General features: G+C 73.9%; 25 protein-coding genes. 16 read left to right on the top strand and 9 right to left on the bottom strand.

All coding sequences use genetic code 11. The annotated features are described in order from the left end of the window. Positions 1-26: 26 nt before the first annotated feature. The 3 genes from ACIRBY_RS03825 to ACIRBY_RS03815 form a co-directional block, all read right to left on the bottom strand. A complete protein-coding gene (locus ACIRBY_RS03825) occupies positions 27-467 on the bottom strand; it encodes an STAS domain-containing protein (protein WP_403895644.1) in 441 nt (146 codons plus the stop codon). Next, on the bottom strand, positions 464-1,480 hold the full coding sequence (locus tag ACIRBY_RS03820) for a B12-binding domain-containing protein (RefSeq protein ID WP_403895642.1): 1,017 nt from the start codon (positions 1,478-1,480) through the stop codon (positions 464-466). Before ACIRBY_RS03820 ends, ACIRBY_RS03825 begins: the two co-directional genes overlap by 4 nt. 98 nt (positions 1,481-1,578) lie before the next feature. Then, entirely contained in the window at positions 1,579-3,078 is a 1,500-nt protein-coding gene (locus ACIRBY_RS03815; RefSeq protein WP_403896876.1) for a PP2C family protein-serine/threonine phosphatase, read from the bottom strand. 394 nt (positions 3,079-3,472) lie between these two features. Between ACIRBY_RS03815 and ACIRBY_RS03810 the strand changes: the two genes are divergently transcribed. Next, positions 3,473-3,820, top strand: coding sequence for an STAS domain-containing protein (locus ACIRBY_RS03810; protein WP_403895640.1), 348 nt, complete (start codon positions 3,473-3,475; stop codon positions 3,818-3,820). Positions 3,821-3,887: 67 nt separating this feature from the next. Then, positions 3,888-4,322 (top strand): ATP-binding protein, encoded by a 435-nt coding sequence (locus ACIRBY_RS03805; RefSeq protein WP_403895637.1) that lies wholly within the window; start codon positions 3,888-3,890, stop codon positions 4,320-4,322. 66 nt (positions 4,323-4,388) lie between these two features. Here the strand turns inward: ACIRBY_RS03805 and ACIRBY_RS03800 are convergent, their stop codons facing one another. Beyond that, the gene (locus ACIRBY_RS03800) at positions 4,389-4,889 is read right to left on the bottom strand and encodes a MarR family winged helix-turn-helix transcriptional regulator (RefSeq protein WP_403895634.1); all 501 of its coding nucleotides are present in this window, start codon (positions 4,887-4,889) and stop codon (positions 4,389-4,391) included. Between the two features lie 102 nt (positions 4,890-4,991). On the opposite strand from ACIRBY_RS03800, the gene ACIRBY_RS03795 reads away from it, so the two are divergent. The 11 genes from ACIRBY_RS03795 to ACIRBY_RS03745 all read left to right on the top strand — a co-directional run bounded on the left by ACIRBY_RS03795 (position 4,992) and on the right by ACIRBY_RS03745 (position 15,556). After that, a complete protein-coding gene (locus ACIRBY_RS03795; RefSeq protein WP_403895630.1) occupies positions 4,992-6,206 on the top strand; it encodes a PP2C family protein-serine/threonine phosphatase in 1,215 nt (404 codons plus the stop codon). Positions 6,207-6,246: 40 nt separating this feature from the next. After that, positions 6,247-6,750 carry a MarR family winged helix-turn-helix transcriptional regulator gene (locus tag ACIRBY_RS03790; protein WP_403895628.1) on the top strand — a complete coding sequence of 168 codons (504 nt, stop codon included), beginning with the start codon at positions 6,247-6,249 and terminating at the stop codon, positions 6,748-6,750. A 101-nt stretch (positions 6,751-6,851) separates the two neighbouring features. After that, positions 6,852-8,144, top strand: coding sequence for a PP2C family protein-serine/threonine phosphatase (locus tag ACIRBY_RS03785; RefSeq protein WP_403895626.1), 1,293 nt, complete (start codon positions 6,852-6,854; stop codon positions 8,142-8,144). 104 nt (positions 8,145-8,248) lie between these two features. Beyond that, the gene (locus ACIRBY_RS03780; RefSeq protein WP_403896874.1) at positions 8,249-9,814 is read left to right on the top strand and encodes an ATP-binding protein; all 1,566 of its coding nucleotides are present in this window, start codon (positions 8,249-8,251) and stop codon (positions 9,812-9,814) included. Further along, the gene (locus tag ACIRBY_RS03775) at positions 9,811-10,269 is read left to right on the top strand and encodes a response regulator (protein WP_403895624.1); all 459 of its coding nucleotides are present in this window, start codon (positions 9,811-9,813) and stop codon (positions 10,267-10,269) included. The genes ACIRBY_RS03780 and ACIRBY_RS03775 overlap by 4 nt, the downstream gene beginning before the upstream one ends. 79 nt (positions 10,270-10,348) lie before the next feature. After that, positions 10,349-10,711, top strand: coding sequence for an STAS domain-containing protein (locus tag ACIRBY_RS03770; protein ID WP_403896872.1), 363 nt, complete (start codon positions 10,349-10,351; stop codon positions 10,709-10,711). Between the two features lie 90 nt (positions 10,712-10,801). Beyond that, positions 10,802-12,598, top strand: coding sequence for a diacylglycerol kinase family protein (locus ACIRBY_RS03765; protein ID WP_403895621.1), 1,797 nt, complete (start codon positions 10,802-10,804; stop codon positions 12,596-12,598). A 42-nt stretch (positions 12,599-12,640) separates the two neighbouring features. Continuing rightward, a complete protein-coding gene (locus ACIRBY_RS03760; RefSeq protein ID WP_403895619.1) occupies positions 12,641-13,621 on the top strand; it encodes a YihY/virulence factor BrkB family protein in 981 nt (326 codons plus the stop codon). A 34-nt stretch (positions 13,622-13,655) separates the two neighbouring features. Further along, complete coding sequence (locus ACIRBY_RS03755; RefSeq protein ID WP_403895616.1) at positions 13,656-14,459, top strand: phosphatase PAP2 family protein; 804 nt, start codon at positions 13,656-13,658, stop codon at positions 14,457-14,459. Between the two features lie 107 nt (positions 14,460-14,566). Next, complete coding sequence (locus ACIRBY_RS03750) at positions 14,567-14,770, top strand: CsbD family protein (protein WP_403895613.1); 204 nt, start codon at positions 14,567-14,569, stop codon at positions 14,768-14,770. Positions 14,771-15,388: 618 nt separating this feature from the next. Then, positions 15,389-15,556: a DUF6928 family protein gene (locus ACIRBY_RS03745; protein WP_403895610.1), complete on the top strand. Its 168-nt coding sequence runs from the start codon at positions 15,389-15,391 to the stop codon at positions 15,554-15,556. 162 nt (positions 15,557-15,718) lie between these two features. On the opposite strand, the gene ACIRBY_RS03740 is transcribed toward ACIRBY_RS03745, so the two are convergent. After that, positions 15,719-16,996: an MFS transporter gene (locus ACIRBY_RS03740; RefSeq protein ID WP_403895607.1), complete on the bottom strand. Its 1,278-nt coding sequence runs from the start codon at positions 16,994-16,996 to the stop codon at positions 15,719-15,721. Between the two features lie 99 nt (positions 16,997-17,095). On the opposite strand from ACIRBY_RS03740, the gene ACIRBY_RS03735 reads away from it, so the two are divergent. Next, on the top strand, positions 17,096-18,178 hold the full coding sequence (locus tag ACIRBY_RS03735; RefSeq protein ID WP_403895604.1) for a DUF5937 family protein: 1,083 nt from the start codon (positions 17,096-17,098) through the stop codon (positions 18,176-18,178). Between the two features lie 61 nt (positions 18,179-18,239). Here the strand turns inward: ACIRBY_RS03735 and ACIRBY_RS03730 are convergent, their stop codons facing one another. Next, entirely contained in the window at positions 18,240-18,881 is a 642-nt protein-coding gene (locus tag ACIRBY_RS03730) for a GNAT family N-acetyltransferase (RefSeq protein ID WP_403895601.1), read from the bottom strand. 176 nt (positions 18,882-19,057) lie between these two features. Here ACIRBY_RS03730 and ACIRBY_RS03725 point away from each other — a divergent pair, with 176 nt between their 5' ends. Beyond that, on the top strand, positions 19,058-20,149 hold the full coding sequence (locus tag ACIRBY_RS03725) for a polyprenyl synthetase family protein (protein ID WP_403895598.1): 1,092 nt from the start codon (positions 19,058-19,060) through the stop codon (positions 20,147-20,149). 101 nt (positions 20,150-20,250) lie between these two features. Here the strand turns inward: ACIRBY_RS03725 and ACIRBY_RS03720 are convergent, their stop codons facing one another. Continuing rightward, complete coding sequence (locus ACIRBY_RS03720; RefSeq protein WP_403895597.1) at positions 20,251-20,844, bottom strand: RDD family protein; 594 nt, start codon at positions 20,842-20,844, stop codon at positions 20,251-20,253. 512 nt (positions 20,845-21,356) lie between these two features. On the opposite strand from ACIRBY_RS03720, the gene ACIRBY_RS03715 reads away from it, so the two are divergent. Further along, complete coding sequence (locus ACIRBY_RS03715; RefSeq protein ID WP_403895594.1) at positions 21,357-23,291, top strand: hypothetical protein; 1,935 nt, start codon at positions 21,357-21,359, stop codon at positions 23,289-23,291. A gap of 109 nt (positions 23,292-23,400) precedes the next feature. On the opposite strand, the gene ACIRBY_RS03710 is transcribed toward ACIRBY_RS03715, so the two are convergent. Together ACIRBY_RS03710 and ACIRBY_RS03705 are read right to left on the bottom strand one after the other, a co-directional pair. Next, positions 23,401-24,537 (bottom strand): DUF2235 domain-containing protein, encoded by a 1,137-nt coding sequence (locus ACIRBY_RS03710; protein WP_403895591.1) that lies wholly within the window; start codon positions 24,535-24,537, stop codon positions 23,401-23,403. Between the two features lie 217 nt (positions 24,538-24,754). Beyond that, positions 24,755-25,585, bottom strand: a complete 831-nt coding sequence (locus tag ACIRBY_RS03705) for a class I SAM-dependent methyltransferase (protein ID WP_403895588.1) — start codon at positions 25,583-25,585, stop codon at positions 24,755-24,757. Between the last annotated feature and the right edge of the window lie 96 nt (positions 25,586-25,681).

Genomic DNA, 25,681 nt, shown 5'->3' with positions numbered 1-25,681 from the left:
CCCTGGGGTGAGCCGGTCGCTTCCGCTCAGGCGCGCGGCTCCGCGACGCCGGAGGGAGGGGTGGTCCGGTTCTCGTCCGCCGGACCGCCGCGTGGTACGCCGCACCCGGGGCCGCGCAGTGCCTGCGCGCCCGCTCCTGGTGCCGTGAGGTACTCCAGTGTGCCGGTGAGCTCCAAGAGGCGGTCCAACTGTACGGTCCGCGCGTCGAGGTGGAGCCCCGCGCCCGCCGCGCCGGTGCGTCGCCGGACCATGAGCAGCGCCGCCAGGCCGCTGGAGTCCACGGCCGACAGCCCGGCGCAGTCCAGCCGCAGGTCCCGAAGCCCGGGATGCTCCGTGAGCAGCCGGTCCACGGCTTCGACGAGGAGGTCGGCGTGGAGGTGGTCGAGGTCGCCGCTCAGCTCGACGCGCACCGTGTCGTGCGAGGCGGAGTACGTCAGGCCGAGCGGGGCGGAGGGCAGGCTCGTCATTCGGCGGTCCCGGCAGTGGTGAGAGGGGTACGGGTCAGGCGGGCGGCTCCGGCCCGCAGGGTTGCGGCGGCGCGCGGGAAGTCCTGCAGTTCCCGCTCCAGGAGCTCCAGGGCGGGCAGCAGCGAGGCGGCGGGAACCCCGCGGGCGTCCAGCACCGAGGCGGTCCACACCAGGAAGCCGCGGAAGAGGTCCTCGTCACCGGTGTAGAGGGCGGCGGCGAGGAAGTCGACGATGTGGGAGAGGTCCTCGGCCGTGCGCTCGAGCTGGACCTCCGTGTAGGCGCGCATCGCCGGGTAGGCGTCCGCCAGTTGCCCGAACACGGCGCCGACCAGCCGCCGACGGCTGCGGGCCACCAGCGTGTACTCCTGGTCCTTGAGGTGGGGCAGGTCGTCGATGGCCTGGTGGCCGGGCCGCACGCGCGGCAGCGGGCCGCGGGCCAGCTCGTCGGCGGCGGCCCGGGCGTCGGGAGCCCAGCCGTCCGCGCCCAGCAGCCGGGCGTAGCGGCCACCGGGGCCGAAGGCGGCCCCGCCCACGATCACGGGGGTCCCGACGGCCTGGCAGGCGGTGATGGTGGCGTGTGCGGCGGGCAGCCGCGTCGCCAGGGAGCCGGAGAGGGCGACGGCGTCCGGCCCGGTCCGGTGCAGGTGTGCGACGAGGTGGGGGGCGGTGATCTGCGCGCCGAGGTAGTCGACGTGCCAGCCCCTGATGCGCAGCACTTCGGCCAGGAGCCGGGCGGGCAGGGCGTGCCACTCGCCGTCCACGCAGGCCACCACCACTCGGCCGCGCGTCGGCGCCGTGCGTACCGAGGGATGCAGGGCGACGGCCGTGACGGCCCGGTCGTTGATGGCGGTGGCGGCGTGCTCCTGGGCGACCGTGATGCGGTTGGCGGCCCACTCCCGGCCCAACCGCACCTGGACGGAGGCGATGACGTCGAGCAGGAGGTCCTCGGCGCCCATGCCCTCGTCCAGCGCGCGGACGACCGTGCCGATGGCGCCGGCCTCGTCGAACGCCATCACCGACTCCCACACCCGCGCGCGGAGTCCGCCCGAAGCCGATGCGGAAGCCGAGGTGGCGGCAGGGGCCGGTGCCGGTGCCGTGGTGTCGTACGGGCTCACGCGGTGAACCGCCCGCGGGTGTGGCCGTCCACGGCGCTGAGGTGGTTGGTGCGCGGCGCCGAGATGACGACGACGGCCATGTCGTCGTGGCGGCCCGCCCCCACCCACTGGGAGGCGAGCATCTGCACGTGCTCCACCACCGCCTCGGCGGGCATCGCCGCGCACTCCGACAGGGCGCGGCGCAGCCGCTCCTCCCCGAACATCACACCGCCCATGGGCCCTCCCCGCGCCTCGCTGATTCCATCGGTGTACAGCACGCAGGTGTCCCCGGGGGCGAGCGTCACGCGGGCCGTCCGCGTGGTGATCGCGGGCAGCGCGCCCACCAGGGTGCCTTTGGTGGGGGCCTCCTCCACCCGGCCGTCGGAGCGCAGGATCAGAGGCGCCGGGTGCCCGGCGCTCGTCAGGCGCAGCCGCACGGCGTTGCCGTCCCGGGCCGCGGAGGCGAGCACCATGGTGGCGAAGCGGGCGTTCTCGGAGTTCAGCAGCGAGGTGTTGAGCAGGCTGAGCATCCGGTGGTGGTCGTCGGCCATCGGCAGGAGGGCGTGCAGCGTGTTGCGGATCTTGCCGGTCATCACCGCGGCCTCCAGCCCCTTGCCGCACACGTCTCCGAGGACGACGAGGGAGGGCGCGCCCTCGTCGGTGGCGGGGTGGACGTCGTAGAAGTCGCCGCCGACCCGCTCGTGGTCCTTCGACGGCCGGTAGCCGCCGGCGTACTCCACCCCGGAGACCTGGTGCAGAGAGGGGGGCAGGAGTTCGCGCATCAGGGTGTCGGTGATCGACGCCTGCTCCGCGTAGAGCCGGGCGGCCGACATCGCGGCGCCGGCGCGGGCGGCGAACAGGCGCGCGAACACCTCCTCGCCCTCCGTGAACGCCTCGGCGCCGTCGTTGCGCAGCAGCACCAGGGCGCCCGCGGGCACACCGTGCCCGGGCAGGGGCGTGATGACGATCGACCCCAGGGTGTCGAGACCGTCCGGGACCAGCCAGGCCGGCGCGGCCGACGGGTCGAGCCACCGGGAGGGCACGGGCGGGAACCCCTGGAGCGCCTCGGCCAGCCCGGGCACGTCCCCGGGGTCGACGGCGGCGCGGGACACGGACGGGCTGCCGCCCCGGACGCACGAGACGACGTGGAGCTCCCGGCCCTGTACGGGGGCGATCACCAGGGCCGCGTCGGCGAGGTGGTCGGCCGCCATCTGCGCCGTGACGTCCATGCAGCGGTCGAGGTTCAGGGACGACAGCAGGAGGTTGGAGGAGCGGACCAGGAACTCGGTGCGCTTGCGTTCCGTCCACAGGGCTTCGCGGGCCAGGCGGTGGTCGGTGTCGTCGACCAGCCACCACACCACCGTGCCGTCGTCACGCGGTGTCGGGTGCGCCTCGTAGGACCGGTCGCCGACTCGGCCCCGGACGGTCCCGGCATCGGCCGGCGGGCGCTGCGCGGGGAGCGGGGTGGTGCAGCGCGCGTGCGCCGACACCAGCCAGCCGGGGACCGCGGCCGCCATCGACGAGCCCGGGCGGGCGTCCGGGAACACCAGCCCCGCCGCCTCGTTGGCGTGGACCACGACCGCATCCGCGTCGGCCACCAGCACCGGGTAGGGGGCCTGGCCCCACGGCCGGGCCGCAGCGGGCGCGTTCGACGTCGTCTCGGTGGAAGGAACCAAACGTTGAAGGCCCGCTGCGCGGACCCCTCACCTCTTCATCGCGTTCATCACGGCGGAAAGACCTCGGAATAACAGTTGTCCTGCGGCAACCATCCTCCATGGGCCGTACACCGTGCAACCGGGCCCCCGGCGGACGGTGTACCGAGGGCTCATTCCCCCGAGTAACGGAAGCGAAGGGCTACTTGCCCCGGGTACCCGGTATCCCGGACCGTGCGCGATGGAGCAGAATGGTCCGGTGACCGGAGGGGAATCGGTCGTCACCACGTCCGCAGGACGCGATGCGACCGTCATCAGCCTGCACGGCGAAGTCGACGAGGGCGACGCGCCGTTCCTTGCCCGTGCCCTCGCGCAGGCGTCGGAGGGCGGCCCGCCGCGCACCGTCGTGGACCTGTCGGGCACCCCCTTCGTCGACTCCTCCGTGCTGCACGCGCTGCTCGCCGCGCAGCGGGCCCACGCGGCCGCGGGCTCCGTGCTCGTCCTCGCCGGCCCGCTGCACACCGCCGTCCGGCGGCTGTTGGACGTCACGGGAGCCGCGCCGGCGTTCCGCATGGCCGACAGCCTGGCGACCGCGCTGACATGCTGACCACCCTCCGGCGTCCGCGAACGGGACGTCACGGTATGAGCCGTACGGCCGTGGGCAGGCGATCAGCATGAACCACCCACCTCCGCCGCCCCAGGCCCCCCAGGGCCGGCAGCGGCACCGCGAGGAGGCGGTCGGCGACGGGCACGCCGCACCGCCCCGGTCCGCGGCCGCGGCCCGTGAGCGCGTCCGGGACCTGCTGCTCCTCGCGGGTGTCAGCCTCGACAGCGTTCCCGCCGCGGACGCGCTGCTCGTCACCTCGGAGCTGGTCACCAACGCGATCCGGCACGGCGACGGTGTCACCGCCTTCCGGGCCGACATAGAGGACGGCGTCCTGCTCCTGTCGGTCGCCGACGCCGACCCGCGCCTGCCCAGGGCGCGTACGGGGACGGTCGAGCACCCCGGCGGTTACGGCTGGCCCCTCGTCCAGCGTCTGGCGGAGCGCGTCCACTGCAGCGCCCGTCCCGACGGCAAGACCATCACGACGGCGCTGCGTCTGAACTGACCCGGCGTCGGAGGGACCCGTGCGGCCCCGGCTCCGGGCCCGCCGCCGGTCCGGGCGCCGTCCGGTTCAGGCCGTCCTGGTGCCGAAGGACTCCTGGGACGGCAGCCGCAGCGGGTGCGCCACCGCGGCGCAGAAGGCCGCGAGTCCCGTCGCCAGGGCGGCCCGGGAGGCCTCCGGCATCCCGGCCATCGCCTCGGCCAGCACCTCCTGCCTGCGGGTGCGCAGTCGTTCGAGGTACGTCAGGCCCGACGGGGTGAGCCGGAGCAGCACCTCGCGGCGGTCGTCGGCCCCGGGGTGCCGTTCGAGGAAGCCCACGGCCTCCAGACGGTCGCAGAGCCGGGTGACGGACGGCGGGGCCGCCTCCAGCAGCCTGCCGAGCTCGCGCAGGTTCAGCCGGCCGTTCGTCTCGACGAGGAACAGCACCCGGGCCTGCGCGGAGGAGACCGGCGGGGCGCTGGCGGTGTCCCGGCCCCGCTCCCAGACCACCTCCAGCAGCTCGATCAGCTCGCTCATCTCCGCCACGTCCGGGGAGGCGGGCCCGGAGGAGCCGATCGACCGCTGACTCATGTGACACTCCCTACCGGACGTACGCGCCCGCCCTTCCTCGGTGGACCGGCGGCTTCGTCGTCCCCCATTTTGGCAGTTGCGAGCGAGACAGGAACGGGGCCGGTGACCGGAGTCGTACGCGGAGAGGGCGTCGGGGGCGGCGGTGGCGTCGAGCGCGTGCTGCGCGGCGCCGCCCCGCACGAGGTGTTCGAGGAGGTCCGGGGCGTCCTGGCCCGGGAATACGGGGCGGCCGGTGCCGAGCTGCTGATGGCCGACTACGCCTCGGCACGGCTCCAGCCCGTCACCGCCCGGCCCTTCACCGTCGATTCCGTGTCGGCGTTCAACGGTGCCGAGGGCCGTGCCTTCGGCGCCCAGGAGCCGCACGTGGTGCCCGGGGCGAGCGGGACCACCGTGCACCTGCCGGTGACCGTGCGCGGCGACCGGCTCGGCGTCCTGAGCGTCCGCTTCGCGGCCGGAGTCCCGGTCGGCGGACTCCTCGGCCCGCTGCAGGACGTGGCCGACGCGCTGGCCCACGAGATCCTCGTCGCCGACCGCGACACCGACTTCTTCCTCCAGGCGCGCCGGGCCAGGAGACTCACCCTGGCGGCCGAGATGCAGTGGCAGCTGCTGCCGGGCCGCTCCTGTTCCCGGCCGGAGTACGACCTCGGGGCGCAGCTGGAGCCCGCGTACGCGATCTTCGGCGACAGCTTCGACTGGTCGGCCTCCGCCGACCACCTGACCCTGACCGTCAACAACGGCATGGGCGAAGGCGTCGAGGCGGCGCTGCTGACCAGTCTCGCCGTCAGCGCCCTGCGCAACGCCCGGCGGGCCGGCCTCGGCCTCGCCGATCAGGCGGCCCTGGCGGACCAGGCCCTGTACGGCCACTACCAGGGGCGCCAGCACCTGTCGATGCTGCTGCTCTGCTTCGACCTGGACACCGGTGAGGTCGAGGTCATCGACGCCGGGTCGCCCCGGCTCTGGAGGCTGCGCGGGGGCGCCGTGGAGCCGATCGGGCTGGAGGCGCAGCTGCCGCTCGGCATGTTCGAGGACACCGTCTACACCTGTCAGCGCTTCAGGGTCCTGCCGGGGGACCGGCTGGTCCTCCTGAGCGACGGCGTCTACGACGTGCTCTCCCCGGCCGGAGAACCGTACGGCCTGCACGCCCTGACCCGGGCCGTCCTGAACACCCGGCTGCTGCCGCCCTCGCAGGTGCCGCGGGCGCTCCTCGAAGAGCTGCCGGGCTACCGGGGCGGCGTGGACGCCGCCGATGACGCGATGGTCGTCTGCCTCGACTGGCACGGCAGGCCCGGCGCCGGGTCCGGAAGCGGCGGGCGGTAGCGCGGGGGCCGACCGCGCCGGACAGTGGCACAGTGGGGGCATGCCCCGCCCCGGCCGCTCCGGCGCGCACGAGGACCCGGCCGCGGCACTGGCCGCCGCGGCGGACCTCCTCGCGGTGCTGCACGCCCGGGGGCAGGACGGTGTGGCACCGGCGGTCTCACCGTCGCAGCTGCGGGCGCTGCTCGCCGTCGAGGGAGCCGAGGGCGTCAACCTCCGGGCCCTGGGCGAGGTGCTCGGATCGCGTCCGCCGTCGGTCACCCGGCTCTGCGACCGGTTGGAGGCCATGGGGCTGCTCACCCGCTCGCCCCACCCGCTCAGGCGGCGCGAGGTGGAGGTGCGGCTCACTCCCCGGGGACGGGCGCTCCTGGACGAGCGGCGGGCCATCCGGCTGCGGGAGCTGTCGGCGGTGCTCGGGCGGATGGCGCCCGAGGCGGTGGACGCGCTGGTGGCGGGGCTGACGGCGTTCCGGGAGGCGGCTGCCGCTCCCGAGCCGGGAGGCGGTTTTCGGTCAGGCCGGGGCAGGACAGAATCATTGAGTCCGTAAAATATTGCCTAACGGCAAATGATCACCCTAGGCTTGTCCGACGCAACCACGCGTCCGTCGGGCGTCCGCCGTCCGCAATGAGAAGGGACAGACCCGACGCCATGGTGAGCACGTCCGGGCTGGGGGCCCCGCGCCCGGCCGCCCCCACCCACCCACACCCGGTGATCCGGCCGCGGCAGACGCCCTCGGCGCAGCCCGACGACTCACTGGCACTGTGGAACGGCGTACCGCCGCAGGTCCTCCTCATCGAGGACGACGAGGGCGACGCCGTGCTCGTCGAGGAACTCGTGGAGGACAGCGGAACCGAGGTCCGGCTCGCCCGGGCCCGCTCCCTCGCGGACGCCCTCCACCTGCTGGAGACCGAGGCCCCCGAGTGCGTCCTGCTGGACCTGCACCTCCCCGACGCCCAGGGCCTGGACGGCCTGAAGAAGGTCCTCGCCGTGTCCGCCGAGACGGCGGTCGTCGTCCTGACGGGCCTGTCGGAGGAGCGGGCGGGACTGACGGCCGTCGCGGCCGGCGCCCAGGACTACCTGGTCAAGGGGCGGCTCGAAGCCGACGTCTTCATGCGGGCCATCCGCTACGCGATCCAGCGCAAGCGCACCGAGCTGGCTGCCGTCGCCCTCCAGGCGGGCCGACTGCGCGCCGAGGAGAACGCCCGCCTCGAACGCGGCCTGCTCCCCACACCGCTGTTGCTCGACGACGCGGCCGACACCGTAGCCGTCTGCGCCCGCTACCACCCCGGCCGCGCCCAGACACTGCTCGGCGGGGACTTCTACGACGTCGTCCAGACCCCCGACGGAGCCACGCACGCCGTGGTCGGCGACGTGTCGGGCCACGGCCCCAGCGAGGCGGCACTCGGCGTCTGCCTGCGCGTTGCCTGGCGGTCCTTCGTCATGGCCGGAGCCCGCGGCGCAGAACTGCTCGCACTGCTGGAGCGGATCCTGGTGGCCGAGCGATCGGGCCCGGAGATCTTCGCCACCCTCGTCTCCCTCACCCGTCCGGCCGGCACCCGCGCCGTGTCCGTCCAGCGCGCCGGGCACCCCGGCCTCCTGGTCCGCTCCGCGGGCGGCGTGGAGCTGCGCACCGTACCGGGAGGGCCCGCGCTGGGCATCCTGCCCGGCTGGGGCGTCGGCTGGCCCGTCAGCGAGGTCGCGGTGGAGGAGGGGGGCGCCGTGATGCTCTTCACGGACGGCCTGATCGAGGGACGCGTCGGTCCCGGCTCCGACCGCCTCGACGAAGCGGGACTCCTGGAGATCGCCCGCAAGCACGCCGACCTGCCCGCGGAACCGTTCGTCGACACCCTCATCCAGACGGCGCAGGGCCTCGCCGCCGACTGGGGCGGCCTGGCCGACGACGTCGCCGTCCTCCACCTCGAATGGAACCCGTCCTCGTGACCTCCCCCGCACAGCCCGCCGCGACACCCCCTGGACGAGCCCCGGACCGTCAGGGGCCGAGTCTCCAGGCCTGGCTGACCACCGTTCTGGTCGTGCTCGCCCTGATGGTCGTCGGCACGGGGGCGCTCGGCGCCGCCCTCCTGTCCCGCACCACCACGGCAGGGAACCGGCTCGTCGACGAGATCCTGCCCGCCCAGCGGGACGCCCTGCGGCTGGAGACGGCCCTGCTGGACCAGGAGACCGGGGTCCGCGGCTACCTGCTGGCCGACGAACCCGCGCTCCTGGAGCCGTACGAACGCGGTCTGGCCAACGAGACCGAGGCCGCCCACCGCCTGGCGACGGTCCTCGACGGCGACGACGGCGTACGCCAGGACCTGGCCGCCGTGCAAGCGGCGGCCCGGACCTGGCGGGACGAGTTCGCGGCCCCCGCCATCACCTCGGTGGAGAACGGCACCACCCCGCCCTCCGCCCAGGCCGGCAAGGACCGCTTCGACGAGGTCCGCCGCCGGATAGCCGCGCAGCAGGCCCGCCTGGACCGCCTCCAGGACGACGCCCGCACCACCTTCGGCGAAGCGCGTACACAGCGCGACCGCGTCCTGCTGGCGATCGTCGCGGCCTTCCTGCTCGCCGGCGCGGCCCTCGCCGTACTGCTCCACGTCGGCGTACTGCGGCCGCTCGCCCGGGTCCGGACCACCTCCCAGCGCGTCGCGGACGGCGCGTTCGACGAGGAGATCCCCCTGTGCGGCCCCTCCGACCTGAAGGACCTGGCCCGGGCGGTGGAGGCCATGCGGCACCGGACCGTGGCCGAGCTGAACACCTCGCTGCGCAACGCCGAACGCCTCGACCGCACGGCCGCCCAGCTCGACGCGCAGGCGGTGGAGCTGCGCCGCTCCAACGCTGAGCTGGAGCAGTTCGCCTACGTGGCCTCGCACGACCTCCAGGAGCCGCTGCGCAAGGTGGCCTCCTTCTGCCAGCTCCTGGAGAAGCGCTACGGGGACCAGCTCGACGAGCGCGGCACCCAGTACATCGCCTTCGCCGTCGACGGCGCCAAGCGGATGCAGGTCCTCATCAACGACCTGCTGACCTTCTCCCGCGTGGGCCGTGTCCAGGACACGCGGGAGACCGTCGCGATGGACGCCCCCCTGGACCGGGCACTGCGCAACCTGGCCACCGCCGTGGAGGAGAGCGGCGCGGAGATCGTCCGGCCCGAGCGGCTCCCCGACGTGGTGGGCGACCCGACGCTGCTGACGATGCTGTGGCAGAACCTGGTGGGCAACGCCGTCAAGTTCCGCTCGTCCGACCGGGCTCCGCGCGTGGAGGTGGCCGTGGCCGACGACCCCGCCGCCGAGCCGGGCTTCCACACCTTCACCGTCACCGACAACGGCATCGGGGTGCCCGCCGAGTTCGCCGAGAAGGTCTTCGTCATCTTCCAGCGCCTGCACGGCCGGGAGGCCTACGGCGGCACCGGCATCGGGCTCGCGCTCTGCAAGAAGATCGTCGAGCACGCGGGCGGACGCATCCGGATCGACACCGGCCACCGGGAAGGCACCCGGATCGTCTTCACCCTCCCCGTCGCCGCGGCCGCCACCCCCGGCCCGACCGGGACCCCCGCGCCCGCAGCCGACACCGCTACGCCCGACCCCGCACCCACCGAAGGAACCTCCCGATGAGCACCCCCACCGACCGGCCCCAGGCCGCCCCCGCCGAGATCCTGCTGGTCGAGGACGACGCGGGCGACGAGCTCATGACCCGGGAGGCCTTCGAGGACAACAAGATCGGAAACGTGCTGCACGTCGTGCGGGACGGTCTGGAGGCCCTGGACTTCCTCTACCGCCGGGGCGAGCACGCCGGCGCCCCGCGCCCCGACCTGATCCTGCTCGACCTCAACCTGCCCAAGTACGACGGACGGCAGGTACTCGAACGGATCAAGACGGATCCGGAACTGAAGCACATCCCCGTGGTCGTGCTCACCACGTCGGCCGCCGAGGAGGACATCCTGCGCAGCTACAAGCTGCACGCCAACGCCTACGTGACGAAGCCGGTGGACCTCGACCAGTTCATCCGGGCGATCCAGCAGATCGACGACTTCTTCGTCACCGTGGTCAAGCTCCCGCGCACGAGGTGAGGCCGGTGGCCTGGCCGGTGACGGGGCGGAAGGTTTCGGGAATGCGAACGGAAACATGGGGAGACCGGACGTGAGCAGCATGGACACGCACAACGCCGAGGCACGCAGCCGCGTCGAGACCCGCTGTGACGGCGACGCGCGCATCGTCGTGATGGCGGGGGAGTTCGACATGGACAACGTGGCGGGGCTGCGGGCGGCGATGGACCCCGCGTCCCCCGGTGTCGCCCGGTTCGTCCTGGACGTCGCCGAGGTGACCTTCGTCGACTCGACCGCGCTCAGCATCATGCTGCAAGCCGCGCTGGACCACCCCGTGGTCCTGGCGGGCACCGTGCCGCGCAGACTGGCCCGGCTCCTGGAGATCACCGGTGCCGAACTCGCCTTCGCCACCGCGCCCACGGTGGCCGAGGGCACCGTCGTGAGCGTGCCGCCCCGGCGGGCCTGAGCCGGGCCGTCGGGCCTCGACCGGCTCCGGCCGCCCGGGGACCCGCCACAGGACACGCATGGACGGCCCGCCGCGGGTTACACGCCGTCCATGAGACCCGGACACAGCGCTCCTCCCGCCCCGTGCCGCCCGACCGTCCTCTGGCTGCTGCCCGTACAGGCCGCCCTCATGGTCGGCTTGGGGCTGTTGGTCACCGGTCCCCTGGCGGACCGCCGGCCCGTGGCGGCGGAGGACGGCGTCAACCGCAGCCTGGCCGCGCACCGGGCCGGCCCCGCGCTCCCGCTGTCGGAGTGGCTGTCCCGGCTGGCCGGCACGCCGAGCATCACGGCCCTGACCGTCCTCGCCGTGGTGGTGGTGCTGGCCGCCTCGCGCGGGCGCCGGCTGCGGGAGGCGCTGTTCCTGGCCGGGGCCGTGGCCGCCCAGTCGGCGGTCTTCCTCCTCGTCACCCTCATCGTGGAGCGGCCGCGTCCGTACGTGCCCCACCTGGACGCCGCCCCGCCGACGTCCAGCTTCCCTTCCGGACACGTCGGCGCGGCGACGGCCCTGTTCGGAGGCCTCGCCGTACTCGTGGCACTCCGCCTGCGCCCCGGCCGGCAGTGGACGCGGGCCGCCCTGGTCTCCGTCCTGCTCGCGGTCCCGGTGCTCGTGGCGTGCTCCCGGGTCTACCGGGGCATGCACCACCCGTCGGACGTCGTGGTCGGCCTGCTCAACGGCGCCTGCACCCTGCTCGTCCTGGCGCGGGCGCTGCTGCCGCCCGCGCGTCACCGTCCCCCCGCGCGGACCGCCCTCGGCGCCGACGCCGCGGACCGGGTGCCCGTCGGCCCGCAGGCCGGGCCCGCCCCCGCCCCCGGCGGCGCCGGGGCCGGCCGGCGCGCCGTGGTGGTGCGCCACCCGCACGGCTGCGCGACCGAGTCGGCCGAGCGCGTCCGGGAGGTGCTGCACCGGCACGGGTACGCCGACCAGGCGTGGACGGAGACGTCTGCCGAGCACCCGGCCGGCGCGCTCGCCGGGCGGATCGGCGAGGACGACACCGCCCTGGTCGTCGCGTGCGGCGGGGACGGCACCGTCCGCGCCTGCGCCGACGTGCTGGCCCACACCGGGATCCCGCTCGCGGTGGTTCCCTGCGGCACCGGAAACCTGCTCGCGCACAACCTGCGGCTGCCCGCGGACCCTTGCGCGGCGCTGGAGGCGGCCCTCTCCGGCGAGACCGCCCGCATCGACGTGGGCCGGGTCCGCGGCGACGGGCCGCGACCCGTCCGGTTCACGGTCATGGCGGGCGCCGGGTTCGACGCCGCCATGGTCGCCGACGCGTCCGAGCGGGTGAAGCGGCGCCTGGGCTGGGGCGCCTACGCGCTGTCCGCCCTCCGCCACCTCGGGGACCCCCGCATGCGGCTGTCCATCCGGCTCGACCTGGGCCCGCAACAGGAGCGCCGCGCCCGCATGGTCGTGATCGGCAACGTGGGCAGCCTTCAGGGCGGACTCCCGCTGCTGCCCGACGCCCGGCCCGACGACGGCCGGTTGCAGGTCGTCCTGCTCGACCCGCGCGGCGTCCGCGGCTGGCTCGCGGCGGCCGGGCACCTCGGGGCGCGCATGCTGCCCGGGCGGCCCGTGCCCGGCGGTGACGGCGGATGCGGCACGGTGGCGGGCGGCGCGCTGGAGTACTTCAGCGCCGAACGCATCGACATCCGCTTCGCCCGGCCCCAGCCGTGCGAGGTCGACGGCGACGTCATCGGCACCGGCACCCGGCTGAGCGTGGAGGTGGAACCCGGCGCGCTGCTGATCCGGCTCCCCCCGCGCACTCCGCAGGCCCAGGCGGAGCGGGGGCGTACGGCCGCGGCCGGCGGAACGGGGAGGGCCGGACGGGCCGCGCACACCGCCGGCGGCTGAACCGGGCCGCCGGGTACACGACTTCGACAGGGGGTGACGGGCATGGGAACCGCGACACGCGTACCTCAGCGCCGGGACGTGGAGGCACGGCAGACCGGGCTCGCGGTGCAGGGCGAGGAGCTGTCCGCGGAGGAGGCGGTGGCCGCCCTGCGGCGCCACGGCGGATGGAGCCTCGTACGGGACTCCTTCATCCGCTTCCGGTACGCCGACGGCTTCAGCCACTCCAGGGCGCTGGCCCTTCAGACGGTGCTGGCCATCGTCCCGCTGGCCATCGCCTTCATCGGGCTCTCCGGCGCGCTCCACACGGAGGCCGTCGGCCGGATCGCGGAACTGACGATCCGGCAGCTGGCGAGCGGGCCCAGCCGGGACGTGGTCGACGACGCCCTGGCGCAGAGCCGGCACCGGCCCGGCGACGGCAGCCAGGCCGCGCTCTGGCTCGGCCTGCTGTTCTCCGTCGTCAACGTGACCACCGCCCTGTGCCAGGTGGAGCGGGGCGCCAACCGCATCTACGGAACGGAACGCGACCGGCCGTTCCTGCCCAAGTACACCCGCGGGCTCGTCATGTCCGTACTGGCCGGCCTGCCCCTCGGGCTCAGCTTCTGCGTCACCGTCCTCGGCGCCCACCTGAGCCGTGCCGTGGCCGAGGTGTACCACCTCGGGTCGGGCACCGCCCGTGCCTGGGACCTGCTGCGCTGGCCCGTCGGTGTGCTGCTGGCCCTCCTCGCCACCAGCGCGATCTTCCGCCTCTCACCGCGCCGTACCCAGCCCGGATACACCTGGCTCGCCTTCGGCGCGACGGTGTACCTGACGCTGTGGCTGCTGGCGACGTGGGGGCTGAGCCTGTACGTGGGTACAGGCGGTTCCTTCACCACCGTGTACGGGCCCCTCAGCGCGTTCGTGTCCCTGCTGTTGTGGTCCTACCTGACCTCGATGGCCCTGTTCCTGGGCCTGGCCTTCGCCGCGCAGCTGGAGGCCGTACGGGCCGGGGTGGCCGAACCGGTCACCCCGGACCCCGGCGTCTGAGACCCCGGCGGGCGACCCCGAAAGGACCCCGACCATGACCCGACCCCCTGCGCCGTGGCGCGCGCTCACCGGGCGCGTTCCCGACGGCTCCGGGCCCGACGCCCGGTTCGGCGCACGGCTGATCACGACCGTGGCCGTCACCGCCCTGGTGTCCGTGCCGTTCGCGCTGGCCCTCGTCCTGGTCGAGTCGCAGTGGGAGCCGCTGCTCCGGCTGGACCGGGGCACCGCCGAGCGCCTGCACGCGGCGGCGCTGGAGCATCCCGCGTGGGTGCGGCTGCTCGACTTCCTGACCCACGTGGTGTGGGACCCGGTGACGATGCGGCTGCTCGTGGCGGCCCTGGTCGTCTGGCTCCTCGTCCGGCGCGCCGTACGGCTGGCGCTGTGGGCGGCCGTCACCGCCACGGCCGGCGGGCTGCTCGGCCTGCTCGTGAAGGACGTCGTCGCCCGCGCCCGGCCGCACCTGCCCGACCCGGTCTCCCAGGCGCCCGGATTCTCCTTCCCCTCCGGGCACGCCATGACGGCCACGACGTCCTGCGCGGTGCTGCTGCTGGCACTGCTGCCCCTGGTGTCCCCCCGGTGGCGTCCGCTGGCGTGGACGACGGCCCTGGTCTCGGTGGTGGGCGTCGGATACACACGGGTGGCGCTCGGCGTGCACTGGGTGAGCGACGTGGTGGGCGGCTGGCTCCTCGGCCTGGTCGTGGTGACGGCGACGACCCTGGCGTTCGAAGCCTGGCGGGCGGATGCCGGACGGCGCCCCACCACGCCCGCGCAGGGGCTGGAGCCGGAGATCCGCTCCGAGCACCCCGAGCCGCCGGTGGGCGCGCCGGAGCGCTCCTGAACGTCCCCACCTCCGGGCCGTCCGCTCCCGCTTCGACGAGCGATTTCTTCCGATCACACCTAATTTGTTCACCGACCGACCGTTTTTCGGAAAGGAAGTGTTTCCTCATGGCGGAGAAGGCCAAGGGAAAGATGGAGCAGGCCAAGGGCAAGGCCAAGGAAGTCGCGGGCAAGGCGACCGGCAACGAGCGGATGCAGGCCGAGGGCAAGACGGACCAGCTCAAGGGCAAGGCCCGCGAAACCGCGGGCAAGGCCGAGGAACAGGCCCGCGGGATCAAGGACTCCCTGCGCGGCCGCCACCAGGAACCCTGAACCGGTCCCGGACGTACGGACAGGCCCGCGACAGGTGCCCGGCACACGCTGCCGGGCACCTGTCGGCCTACCGACCCGCCGCCCGGTGCTCGTACCCCCGGCCGGCGCAGCCGATGGCGCCGAGCATCAGCCCGACGGGCTTGTAGGCGATCTTCGACGTCTTCACCGGCGCCTCCGGTGGTGGCGCAGGAACAGGACGCCGACGACCGCGGCGGCAACCACGAGCGGGGCGCGGTTGGCCCGCGCCCCCGTGGCCGCCGAGGCCGCCTTCTCCCGAACCCGGTCCGGAGCTCCGGAGGCCGCCCGGCACCCCGCCCGGGCCGCTCCCGCCGCCCGCGCACAGCGGAAGGACCAGCGAAAGGCCGCGACAGCGGCGACGACCACGGCTTGGGCGTCCCTGCACGGCGACGAGGACGGCGCCGCCGAAGAGGCCGCCGCCGACCCCGGCACGCTTGCCCTTCCGGGTCATCTCCGCCCGGGCCGGCAGCAGCTCCTCCCTCCTGCTGCGTCCTGAGCCGGGCAGGGCCCGGCCCATCGCCCGCCCCTGCAAGCCCTCTCTGTCAGTGCTGCCCAGTAGCGTGCTCCCGCACCGCCGGGTTTCGCCGTAGGGGAGGATCGTTGGGAGGCAAGACCGGGCTGCTCGCGTACGCGGACGGGGAGGTGCCGGGCCTGCTGAGGCAGGTCGGTGCGGCGGCCCCGGAGCGGACGGCCGCCCTGATGCGCCGCCTGTACCCCGGCCGGGCGATCGAATTGACCGCCGGCTCGGACCTGTGGGACGGGCGGTGAAGGGCGCGGAGCTCAGGGCGGCCGTGGACGCGATGCCTGCGCCGCGCGTCTACGCGTTCGGCCCCGACGGCAGGCTGATCGAACAGGACCCCACGTAGCCGGCGGGCTTCCTCACAGGGCCGGCCACGTCGGAGCCGGTCCCGGGTCCGGACCGTGGCGCCGTCACTCCTTCGGGGTCGCGGGGTCCGCTTCGGTGGCGACGGCCGAGGCGGACAGGAGGGTGGCTGCGGCCAGGGTGCCCCAGAGGGCGGTCGGGCCGTGGGGTGCCAGCGAGGTGATCACGGCAGGCGAGACCGCGAGCCCGAAGCCCGAGGAGAGCTCGAAGCGGGCCAGCGTGCGACCCAGGGCCCGGGACGGGGCGAGGGCCGTCACCAGGGCGGTGGCGCTGCCGGCGTAGACGATCTCGCCGAGGGTGCAGACGACGGAGACGGCCGCGATGCCCGCGGCGGCCCGGCCCTTCCCGTGCCCGCCCCCCTCACCGAGCAGCGTCACCAGCAGGAAGCCGACGTACGAGACGGTGAGGACGACGCCGGCGACGACCAGCGCGGTGCGCCGGGCGTAGCGGGCCATCAAGGCGGTGACCGGGACCTGGAGCGCGACCACCAGCACCGTGTTGGCGACGAAGACCGCCGCGGACCATGCCGGCGAGGCGTGCAGCTGCGTCAGCAGGACCAGGGGGAGGGCGATCTCGGGGACGTTGAGGCAGAAGACGTACACGACGTTGGCGGCCAGGAGGGCGCGCATGCGCGGCGGCGTTCCCTCCCGCCCCGCCGCTGCGGGGGACCGGTCCACCACCGGATCCGGCCGCTGGGCGCGCACACGCACCGACCACGCCAGGACGGCGGCCACCAGGTACGCCGCTCCCGTGACCCCCGCGAGCGCCTGCAGGGCCGAGGTCCCGCCCGTCAGGCAGAGCATGGCGAGGAGCGCCCCCGCCCCCAGGCCGGCGTTGCGCAGGGCGCGTCCCGCGGCGAGGGCGGTGTCGCGCTCCCGACCGTGGGCGAGGGTGGCGACGAGGGCCGCATGGGCGGCCGGCCAGGCCTGGTTGCCGATGCCGAGGAGGAGGGCCGCGGCGGCGAACGGCCAGACGTGTCCCGGCGGGGTCGCCACCAGCACGGCCACGCCCAGCACGCGGACCAGCATCGCCGCGGCGACGACGGTGCTGCGCGCGCCCCGGTCCAGCCACCACCCGACCGCGGGCACGCACAGCAGGCCCGTGACGATGCCGGCCGTCATGGCGGCACCGGTCGCCGACGCCGACAGCCCGAGCACCGTCACTCCGTACAGGAGGAGGAACGGCCTCAACAGGCCGGTGCCGAGGGCGTCGACGGCCAGGGCGACGGCATAGCGGGGGCCGCCGGAGGCGCGCAGGAGGGCGCGCGGCCTGACCCCGGGGGCGGGGGAAGGGGGCGCCGGGGCGGCGGTGCTCGTGATCGTCATGGGGTGAACAGTGGGTTCGGCGGCCTGGTCGGGCACCTCGGTTGACGGAGATCGTCAACAGTCGTCGGCGCGATCCGGCGCGGCGGGGATGATGTCCGGATGACGTTGAGGATCGACATCGGCGGTATGCCGTCCGAGGGGTTGCGGTTCGCCGCGTCCCCGCTGGCCGAACTGACCGCGATGCTGCACGTGCTCGCGGAACCGGAGCACCATCCGGAGTTCGGCGCATGGGCCGCCGACGTGTGGGCCGGGCTGCGGCCGGGGCTGGCCGACCGGCTGCGGGAGGCGGAGTTCCTCTGGCGTACGTCCCAGGCCGACTTCATGCTCCCGGCCCGGCCCCGGCCGACCCTCGGGGAGGAACTGGACGACGTGGACCGGATCGACGACGAGCGGTACGCCTCCGCCGCGCTGGTCACCACCTGCGGCAACCGCGTCCACTTCACCTGCCCCTCGCCCCTCGGCGACACCGCCGCCCGCGATCTGGCCCTGGACCTCGCCCAGGCCCGGGGGCCGCGTCAGGAAGCCTTCGCCGAGCGGCTGCTCGCGGACCCGGCGGCGGTACGGGCGCGCGTGCGCGAGACCCTGGAGGCCTGCGCCGAGGCCTTCTTCGACTCGGCCTGGGCCGACGCCGCCGTGCGGCTCGCCGGCGACCTGCGGCTGAAGAACGACCTGCTGAAGCGGCAGGGGCCCGGGGCCGCCCTCGCCTCGGTCTCCGGAGCGGTCACCCTGGCTCCGGACGGCGACGGCATCCTCGTGGACAAGCTGCTGGACAAGGTGACGCACGCCCACGGCACCGGCGTCACCTTCATCCCGAGCGTCTTCGGCCGGCCCCACCTCGCAGTGGTCCACGCCCCCGGCTGGCAGCCGGTGGTCCAGTACCCGGTGACCGAGCCGGGGCCGTCGCAGCCCGTCTCCCTGGACACGGTCGCCCTGCGCCTGGAGGCCCTCTCCCACCCGGCACGCCTGCGCCTGCTCCGCACGCTGGCCCGCGGCGCGCACACGAACGGGGAACTGGCCCACGCCTGGGACATGACCCCGCCCGAGGTCTCCCGCCACCTCGCCCTCCTGCGGCGTGCGGGCCTGCTCGTGGGCCGGCGCGAGGGACGGTACGTCCGCTACAGCCTCAACCTCTCGGACCTGACGGCGCTGGGCACCGATCTGCTGGCGGCGGTACTGCGGTAGGGACGGGCCGCGCGCCGACGGCCCCCGGCTCCGGACGCCGCCACCCGCCCCGAGTCCCCCGTCAGTCCGCGCGGCGACTCAGGCTCGCCATGGGGGAGCGGACGGTCCAGCCCAGCGCTTCGTACAGGGCCTTGCCGTCGGGCGTGCCCACCAGGACCCCGTCCCGCGCCCCCGCCTCCCACGCGGCGTTCTGCAGCGTGCGCATGACCAGGGCGCCCAGGCCCCGGCGCCGCTGGTCCGGGGCGGTCTCGATCTGGTCCGGCACCGCCACGGGACCTGCCAGCCCCGCCTGGCCCCGGGCGGCGAGCCTCCCGTCCCCGGCACGGACCAGGACCTTGACGACCCCGCCCCGGCTCCACGTCGTCACGGTGTACCCGGCCGGCGGCGGGCCGGGCGACGCCGGGGCGAGAGGCAGGGTCATCAGGAAGCCGGCGATGTCCAGGTCCCACTCGTCCCCGGCCCAGGGCCGCACCACCTCGTCCGGGGCGAAGAGCTTGAGCCAGGTCGCCGGAGGGGCGGTGGCGGCCAGCTCGCGGACGTCGGCCTCGGCCGGAACGGGCAGCACATGCCGCGCGACCTCCTTCGAGGCCCCCACCGCGACGGTCCACCCCCACGGTTCGTCGAAGGGATCGGCCGCGCCGCGCGAGACGATCCAGCCGTCGACCCACTGCTTCACCCAGCCGGTGATGCGCTCCTCGGACACACTTCCCCCTACGTGTAACGACCTTATGTTCATAGGGATCATTACATCATTGGGGTCCGACAGCGCCGCCCCTCGCGTTCGGCCTCCCCGGCAGCCCGCGATCCGGTGTACCGGCGCCCGCCCGGACCGGCGGGCGAGCGAAGCGCGCGGTGCGCGGAACGTGGCAGGCTGGGCCGGTGAACGACGCCCTCACCGCCGCCTGGCGGCGCGCGGCCGGCCATCAGCGCCGGTTCGACGCCCGCTTCGCCGGCTACTTCGACTCCCTGACCGACCCCGCGGGCGGCAGCCTGGACATACCGCGGCAGGGCGCCTTCCCCGCCCGCGCCCTGCAACTGGTGCGCGAGCTGTCGCTGCGCGGCGGCAAGCGGCTGCGCGTGACCCTGCTCCACGAAGCCGCGGCCCTGGTCACCGACGAGGACGTGCCCGGACTGGACGAGGCCGCCATCAGCATCGAGCTGCTGCAGACCCACGGCCTGATCCACGACGACATCATCGACGACGCGCCCACGCGCCGCGGCGGCCCCTCCACCTACTACGCGTACCGCGAGGAGTTCCCGGACCGGCCCGACACCGCGCTCGCCCTCGCCGTACTCGCCGGTGACCTCGCCGCCTTCCTCGCCGGCCGCGTCCTGCTCACCGGAGCACTGCCCCCCGACCGCGCCCTGGCCATGGCCGCCGTCCACGCCGACGCGGCGGCCGCCACGGTGGCGGGGCAACTCCTGGACCTGGAACGCGACTTCCACCCCGCGCCCGACACCGAGCTCCTGCACGAGGTCACCGAGTACAAGTCCACCCGCTACTCCGTCCTCGCCCCGCTGCGTCTGGGCCTGCTCGCCGCCGGCGCCGACCTCGCCCCGCACGACGGCGAACTACGCCGCTACGCCACCGCCGTGGGCATCGCCAACCAGATCCACGACGACTGGCTCGACCTGTTCGGGGACCCGGAATCCCTCGGCAAGCCGGTCGGCTCCGACGTTCGCTCCGGCCGCCGCAGTTACGCCGTCCGCGCCCTTCTGGACGTCTGCGACGCGGGCGAACGCGCGCTGTTGAACGCAGCCCTGGGAGCCCCGGGCTGCGACGACGACACCCTCGACCGCATCCGCGACATCGCGCGGGCGCACGGCGTCGACCGACTCCTTCGGGCCGAAGCCGACCGCCACGCGCACGAGGCCGCGGCCCGGGCCGCGACGTGGCGGGAGCGCTGGCGGCCGGACGCCGTGGCGTTCTTCGAGCACATGCCGGCCTGGAGCGTCACCCGCGACCGATAGCCCGAACGGGGCCCTTGCGGACGGAGGGCCCGCGGGCCCGTCCTGCACCCCTACGGCCGGCGGGCGAAACGGTCGAGGGCCCCGGGGAAGCGGGCGTGGTCTCAGCCCTTCGGGGCGCGGATGACGACGGTGCCGCACACCTTGTCGGCGAACGTCTGCTTCTTCTCGTCCCACAGAGGCCACAGCCAGCCGATGTGGCAGGGCAGGGTGTCGAGGACGTGGGCCAGCTTGCGGACGAGGGACCTGCCGAAGCCGAGGGTGCTGCCGTCCGCCTCGCGGCGCAGGCTGATGCCCACCACCTTCTTGCCGGTGCTCTGGCCGGTCGAGCCCTCCTGGAAGAGCTGGAAGAAGCCCATGGCGATCGCGTACAGGACACCGACGGTGAAGAAGACGCCGGGTTCGGCCGTCTCCGGGTCGGCGGCGGTGGCCAGGTCGACGAAGCCCAGGGCGTACATCGGCCCGAGGACGATCAGCGTGTCGAGGAGGTCCGCGCCCACGCGCAGACCCCAGTGGGCCAACTGGGGTGCGCCGCCCGGCATCCCGTGAGCGGGGTAGGAGCCGTACGGGGAGCCCGGGGAGGGCTGCTGGGGGTAGCCGTACTGCGGGGGCACGCCCTGCGGTGCCTGCTGCGCGTATCCGGACCGGCCCTCCGGGGGCTGCTGGGCGTAAGGGTTGTTCGGGTCACCGAAGCTCATGGTGAAGTCTCTCCGAGGTCGGGAACGGGGACGTCGCGGACCGAGCGGAAGAGCGGAAGGACTGCACCACGCGCCCGGTTCGCCCCCCCGGGCAGTCGTGATGTGGATGCGTCATCGTGGTGGTCGATTCGACCATTTGTCCAATCATGAGCGGCGAGTCCGCACGGGCTCGTGGCCGGATCCGATGCATACACGCCCCACGCCGGTCCGCTGCGGGCAGGACCACCGTCGCGCACCCGCTTCGTCTCCGAGCCGGAGCCGCCGTCGGCGCCGAGGCCGCCCGCGGTTCAGGCGGCGTCGCCGACGATGTCCTGGAATCGTCACGGACGCCGGCCCCGCTCACGAGGCGCGGCTTCAAGGAGGACCGCTCCCGCCTCTACGACCTCCAGCCCCTCGATCCTCACCCGGCACGACCAGCAGCCGGGCATCCACGGCCTGGCGCATGAAGGCGCCGACATCTGCATGCGGAGCCCGACCGAGGCCCGCCACCGGCATGGCTACCGTTGCCGGGCATGAAGACACCTGACGAACTGCACGCCGTCGACTGGGCATCGCTGCACCACGGCCTGCGGGCGGAAGCCACCGACGTCCCCCGGCGGATCCTCGCCCTCTACAGCGACGACGGAGAGCGGGCGGACCAAGCCGTGCGCGGGCTCTGGGTGTTGACGCGGTGGGCCGAGGCGTACCCCGCCACGGTGGCCGCGATCCCGTTCCTCGCGCACGCGGCCGTGCACGTCCCCCGCCACCGGGCACGGCTGATACGCGCGCTCGTCTCGATGGCCGACCTCGGCGGCGCCGAAGAGGACCGTACGGCCTGCCGTGCCCTGGTGATGGCCGAGGTGCCGGCCCTGCTCCCGTTCCAGGACGACGAGGACCCCGCCGTACGACGCGAGGTCCTGACCCTGCTGACCCTCACCCGTACCACGGGCGAGGACCCCTGGGCGGACCTCGTCCGAAGGTACGAGCAGGACCCCGACGGGCAACTCCGCGCCGACGCCCTCACCACTCTCGCCGGCCTCGCCGAGCAGGGCGCGGACGGCGGCGACCGTGCGGCGGCCGTACGGCGGTGGGCGGCCGAGGCCCGGACGGACCCGGAGCCGCCGGTGCGCGAAGCGGCCGCCGTGCTGCTCATGGAGGAGGCCGGGGCCCCGTACCCGGACCGGCTGGTCGCGCTCCTGGCCGAGGCCGGCACCCATGCCCGCCGGTCCGGCTGGGACCGGAGCTTCCTCGTCGGCCTCCCCGACCCCGGCCCGCGACTGGGGCGGGTCCTCGACGCCGACCCGAGGGCCGCGGCGACCGTGGCCCGGCAGTGGATCGCCGCCGCTGACCGGGACCGACGGGGATCCGCCCTGGCGGCGCGGCTCACGGCCCGATGGCGCGACCGCGAGGACGAAGCCGTCGACCTGCTGCGCGAGGCCGTCCCCTACCGGCAGGCTTCCACCTTCCGGCATCTCGAAGAGCTCCTGCCGTTCACCCGCCGCCCCGCCCACCGCGGCCTCGCCGCCGTCCTCCTCCCCCTCGCCGCCGACGAGCGGAAGGGCTCCACCCGAGACCCACGCCTCCTCCTCGGACTGCTCGGTGACGAACGCCTGACGCGGTTCGTCACCGAACCCGACATCGAGGACGACGCCGACGCCCTCGGCGCCCTGGCCGCCTCGACCGGCCGCCTCGACCTCTGGCGGGCCGTCCTGCGCTCCCCGTACCTCACCGAGGACAACCGCGCGCTCACCCGCCTTTCACCGGCCGTCACCTCGGAACTCCTCCCCGAACTCACACACCTGCTGCTGCGCCGCCGGCACGTCACGGACGTGGCGCGGGCCATCGGGGACGCGGGGACGGCCGACGCCGAGACGATCGCGGCACTGACGGCGACAGCCCACGAGGAGGACGGGTACGAGCCGCCCGCCGACGAGCACCACACGTGGGACGTGCTGGCACGCCGCCACAGCGGGGAGGCGCGCACGGGGAACGCCGTCGCGGCCGCCGTCGCCCTGGCCCGCGTCGGGGGGACGGCCGACCGTGCCCTCACCCTCCTGTCGACGAGCCCGGACCCCCCCTCCCACCTCGACCTGGTCGGCCTCCTCGGTCCGGCCGCCCGCCCGCTCCTCCCGCGCGTCGAAGCCGCCCTGGAGAGCCCGTGGCCGGCGCCCCGCCTGTCCGCGGCACGGGCCCACCACCGCATCACCGGGGACGCGTACGCGCGGTGCGTACCCGCCCTCCTCGACCTCGTACGGGAACGGCTCACCGGCGACGACTGCGGGGCCCCGTCCCCGACCGCCCTGGCGGCACTCGCCGAACTCGGCGTCACCCCGCACGAGATCCGCCCCCACCTGCGCACCTGGGCCGACTCCGAACGCCGGATCCTCTCCTGCTCCACCGGAAGCCGTCGCGACGACCGCCTGAGGGAGGCCGCCCGGGCCCACCTCCGGCTCGGCGGAGAGGCCTGAGGGCGGGCCGTTGCCGATGTGCTCCCACCGCCGCCGGCCCTCGTCGACGAAGACGATGCGAGGCGCCAGCGTGCGGAGGGCCGGAGGAGTGCGGGAGACCGCACGTCCCTCAATCGCCCGCTTCGGGCCCGAACAGGCTGGCGCTCTGAGTGCCCTGCAGTTCGTCGATCTTCAAACGTTGGCGACTACCCCACGCGGCGACGTTCCTTGGTCGATATTCCGGGTCGTCTCGCCAGCGATCAAACACGCTGGCATCTACGACTTCACTCATCAGTTGCGCAGGGGCTGTCGACCCGGTGTCGTCGGCATTCCCGATCTCCCGCCAGTGGCGCTTGTTTCGCGACACAGCACGGTAGGCGCCACCAAGGAATGAGCTGAAACTGTCGTGCACAGGCCCTAGATGCTCATCACCGTGCAGCGTAACCCGCTCTTTGAACTCCAGTCCGCAAGCAGCAGCACTCTTTTGCATCCACGCGAGGGAGAGTAGCGCCAGAGTGTCGTTTTTGTGGCCGCCCCCGACGTTGGAGTGGTCTCCCGGGAACCATCGCTGCTCGACTACGGGCACGGCCACGGCGTCGAGCGCGACGTGAGGGAGCAAGAGTTCATGTCGGTAGGCGAACCGGTGCTCATCCACAGCGAGTGCCTGATAGACCCTCCGAGTTGCCGAACCGGGATGCACGGCATGGAAAAGGTTCTGGCTGCGGCTGAGCCCCCGGACCGAACCCAGGGGAAGGTCGTGATAGCGCACCGTGTCCCACACGCCCAGGAAATCGATCTGAATCACCTGGGAATGACGCCTCAAGTCTGCATCACGACGGATCGGCCACCGCTCTTCCTTCTCCTCCGGGGCCGAGATGGAGGCGGATGGGGGAATCGTGCGGTAGCGGTCGAAAACCTCTCGTACGGTCAACGGAGCTCCAGGGCGCAACAGGCCGCAGCGTTCAATGAAACCCGTCAGCGAGCGCGCAATGTAGGCGCCTCTACTGAAGCCGAATATGAATAACTGGTCACCTGGGCAGTAGTTTTCCATGATCCATGAATAGCAGTTGCGTACACTACCATTGATTCCCTTGCCGAAGGCGCCACGCAGGCGGTCACTGACGTCCCGTCCGATCCCCTGATGGTAGAAGGCTAGTTGCGTCGTCTCTGTTGCGTGCAGTGCAGTGAGGAGGTTCATCCGCCAAATGTTCGTGTTGCTGTCGGGGATGTTCCATGTGCCGTCGATGTAGACAGCCAGACGTTTCATCGAGCCTCCGAGGGCTATAGGTGGCAGCAGGTCTTCCCAACGACTGCTGGGACAGTCATACGGCCAGTGGTGACCGACCGGCGCTGGACCCGAGCTACCGATGACGGTGCTGGTGTACTCGTTGTGGGGGTCTACTGGCGATCTTTGGGCCGAGACGCCCATGAGTTGGAATCGCCGCAGCTACGAGGAGTACGGCGGTGACATCGCGAGGTGAATCTCAGTAACGCAGCCGGGCCGTGGCGATGTGGATCTTGAAGCCGTAGGGGACGGTGCCCTCCGGTGTCGTCAGATCGCGCACATCGGCGAAGAAGGCGTCCCGCAGGCGTTCCACAGCTGCCGCATCGAGCGGGCCGAGATCGTAGACGCCGGAGACCGAGGCCCACACCTCTTCCACCGGCCCGCTCAGATCGATGGCGACCGTCTCCCACTCCACCGCCGTGAAGCCCGCCGGGGCGAGCACCTCGTCGAGCCCCTCACGGCTGCGCGTCCGCCGGTCGCCCAGCGTCGGGATCCGCTGTGCGGCGGGCGCCTGCGCGATCGTGTCCCGCAGCAGCCCGAGGAACCGCTCGTAGGCCTCGCCGCCGGCGGCCCCGCCGCCCAGTACGCACGCCAGGACCCCGCCCGGAGCCAGGACCCGGGCGATCTCCGCTGCGACGTGATCGATCTCGCCCATCAGCATCAGCGCCATGTGGGAGACGCAGGCGTCGAAACTGCCGTCGTCGAAGGGGAGTGCCTGGGCCCGCCCCTCCTCCAGCCTGGCCCCGGCGAGCGCCGGTCGACGGCGTGCCAGTGCCAGCGCTTCCGGAGAGAGGTCCAGACCCGCGAGGCGTCGCTCCTCGCCGCCCCTGGCCAGGAGCTCGAGCAGCAGGCCGTCACCGCAGCCGAGGTCCAGGACGCGTTCGCGTCCGGCCACCCGGTCGCACAGCAACTCGTAGCTGGACCGGCCGTCCGCAGTGCGACCGTGGCCGAACGCCTCCGCGGTCACCGCCGGACGCTCGGCGTGGAAGGCCTGCAGGAATGCTTCTTGTGCCGCTGTGGTCGTCGTCATGGGGCCAACCTACGACGCACACCGGCCCATGACCGGAGAGAAGTCGTTGGTGTCCGCGCTGTTCCGCGGTGACAATGCGGGACCTGGGCTTGGGCC

The sequence above is a fragment of the Streptomyces sp. NPDC096136 genome, assembly GCF_044763325.1.
In the GTDB taxonomy this organism is placed as follows: Bacteria; Actinomycetota; Actinomycetes; order Streptomycetales; family Streptomycetaceae; genus Streptomyces.
Note: the sequence above shows the minus strand (reverse complement) of the source record. Positions and strands in the feature narration are given on the sequence as shown.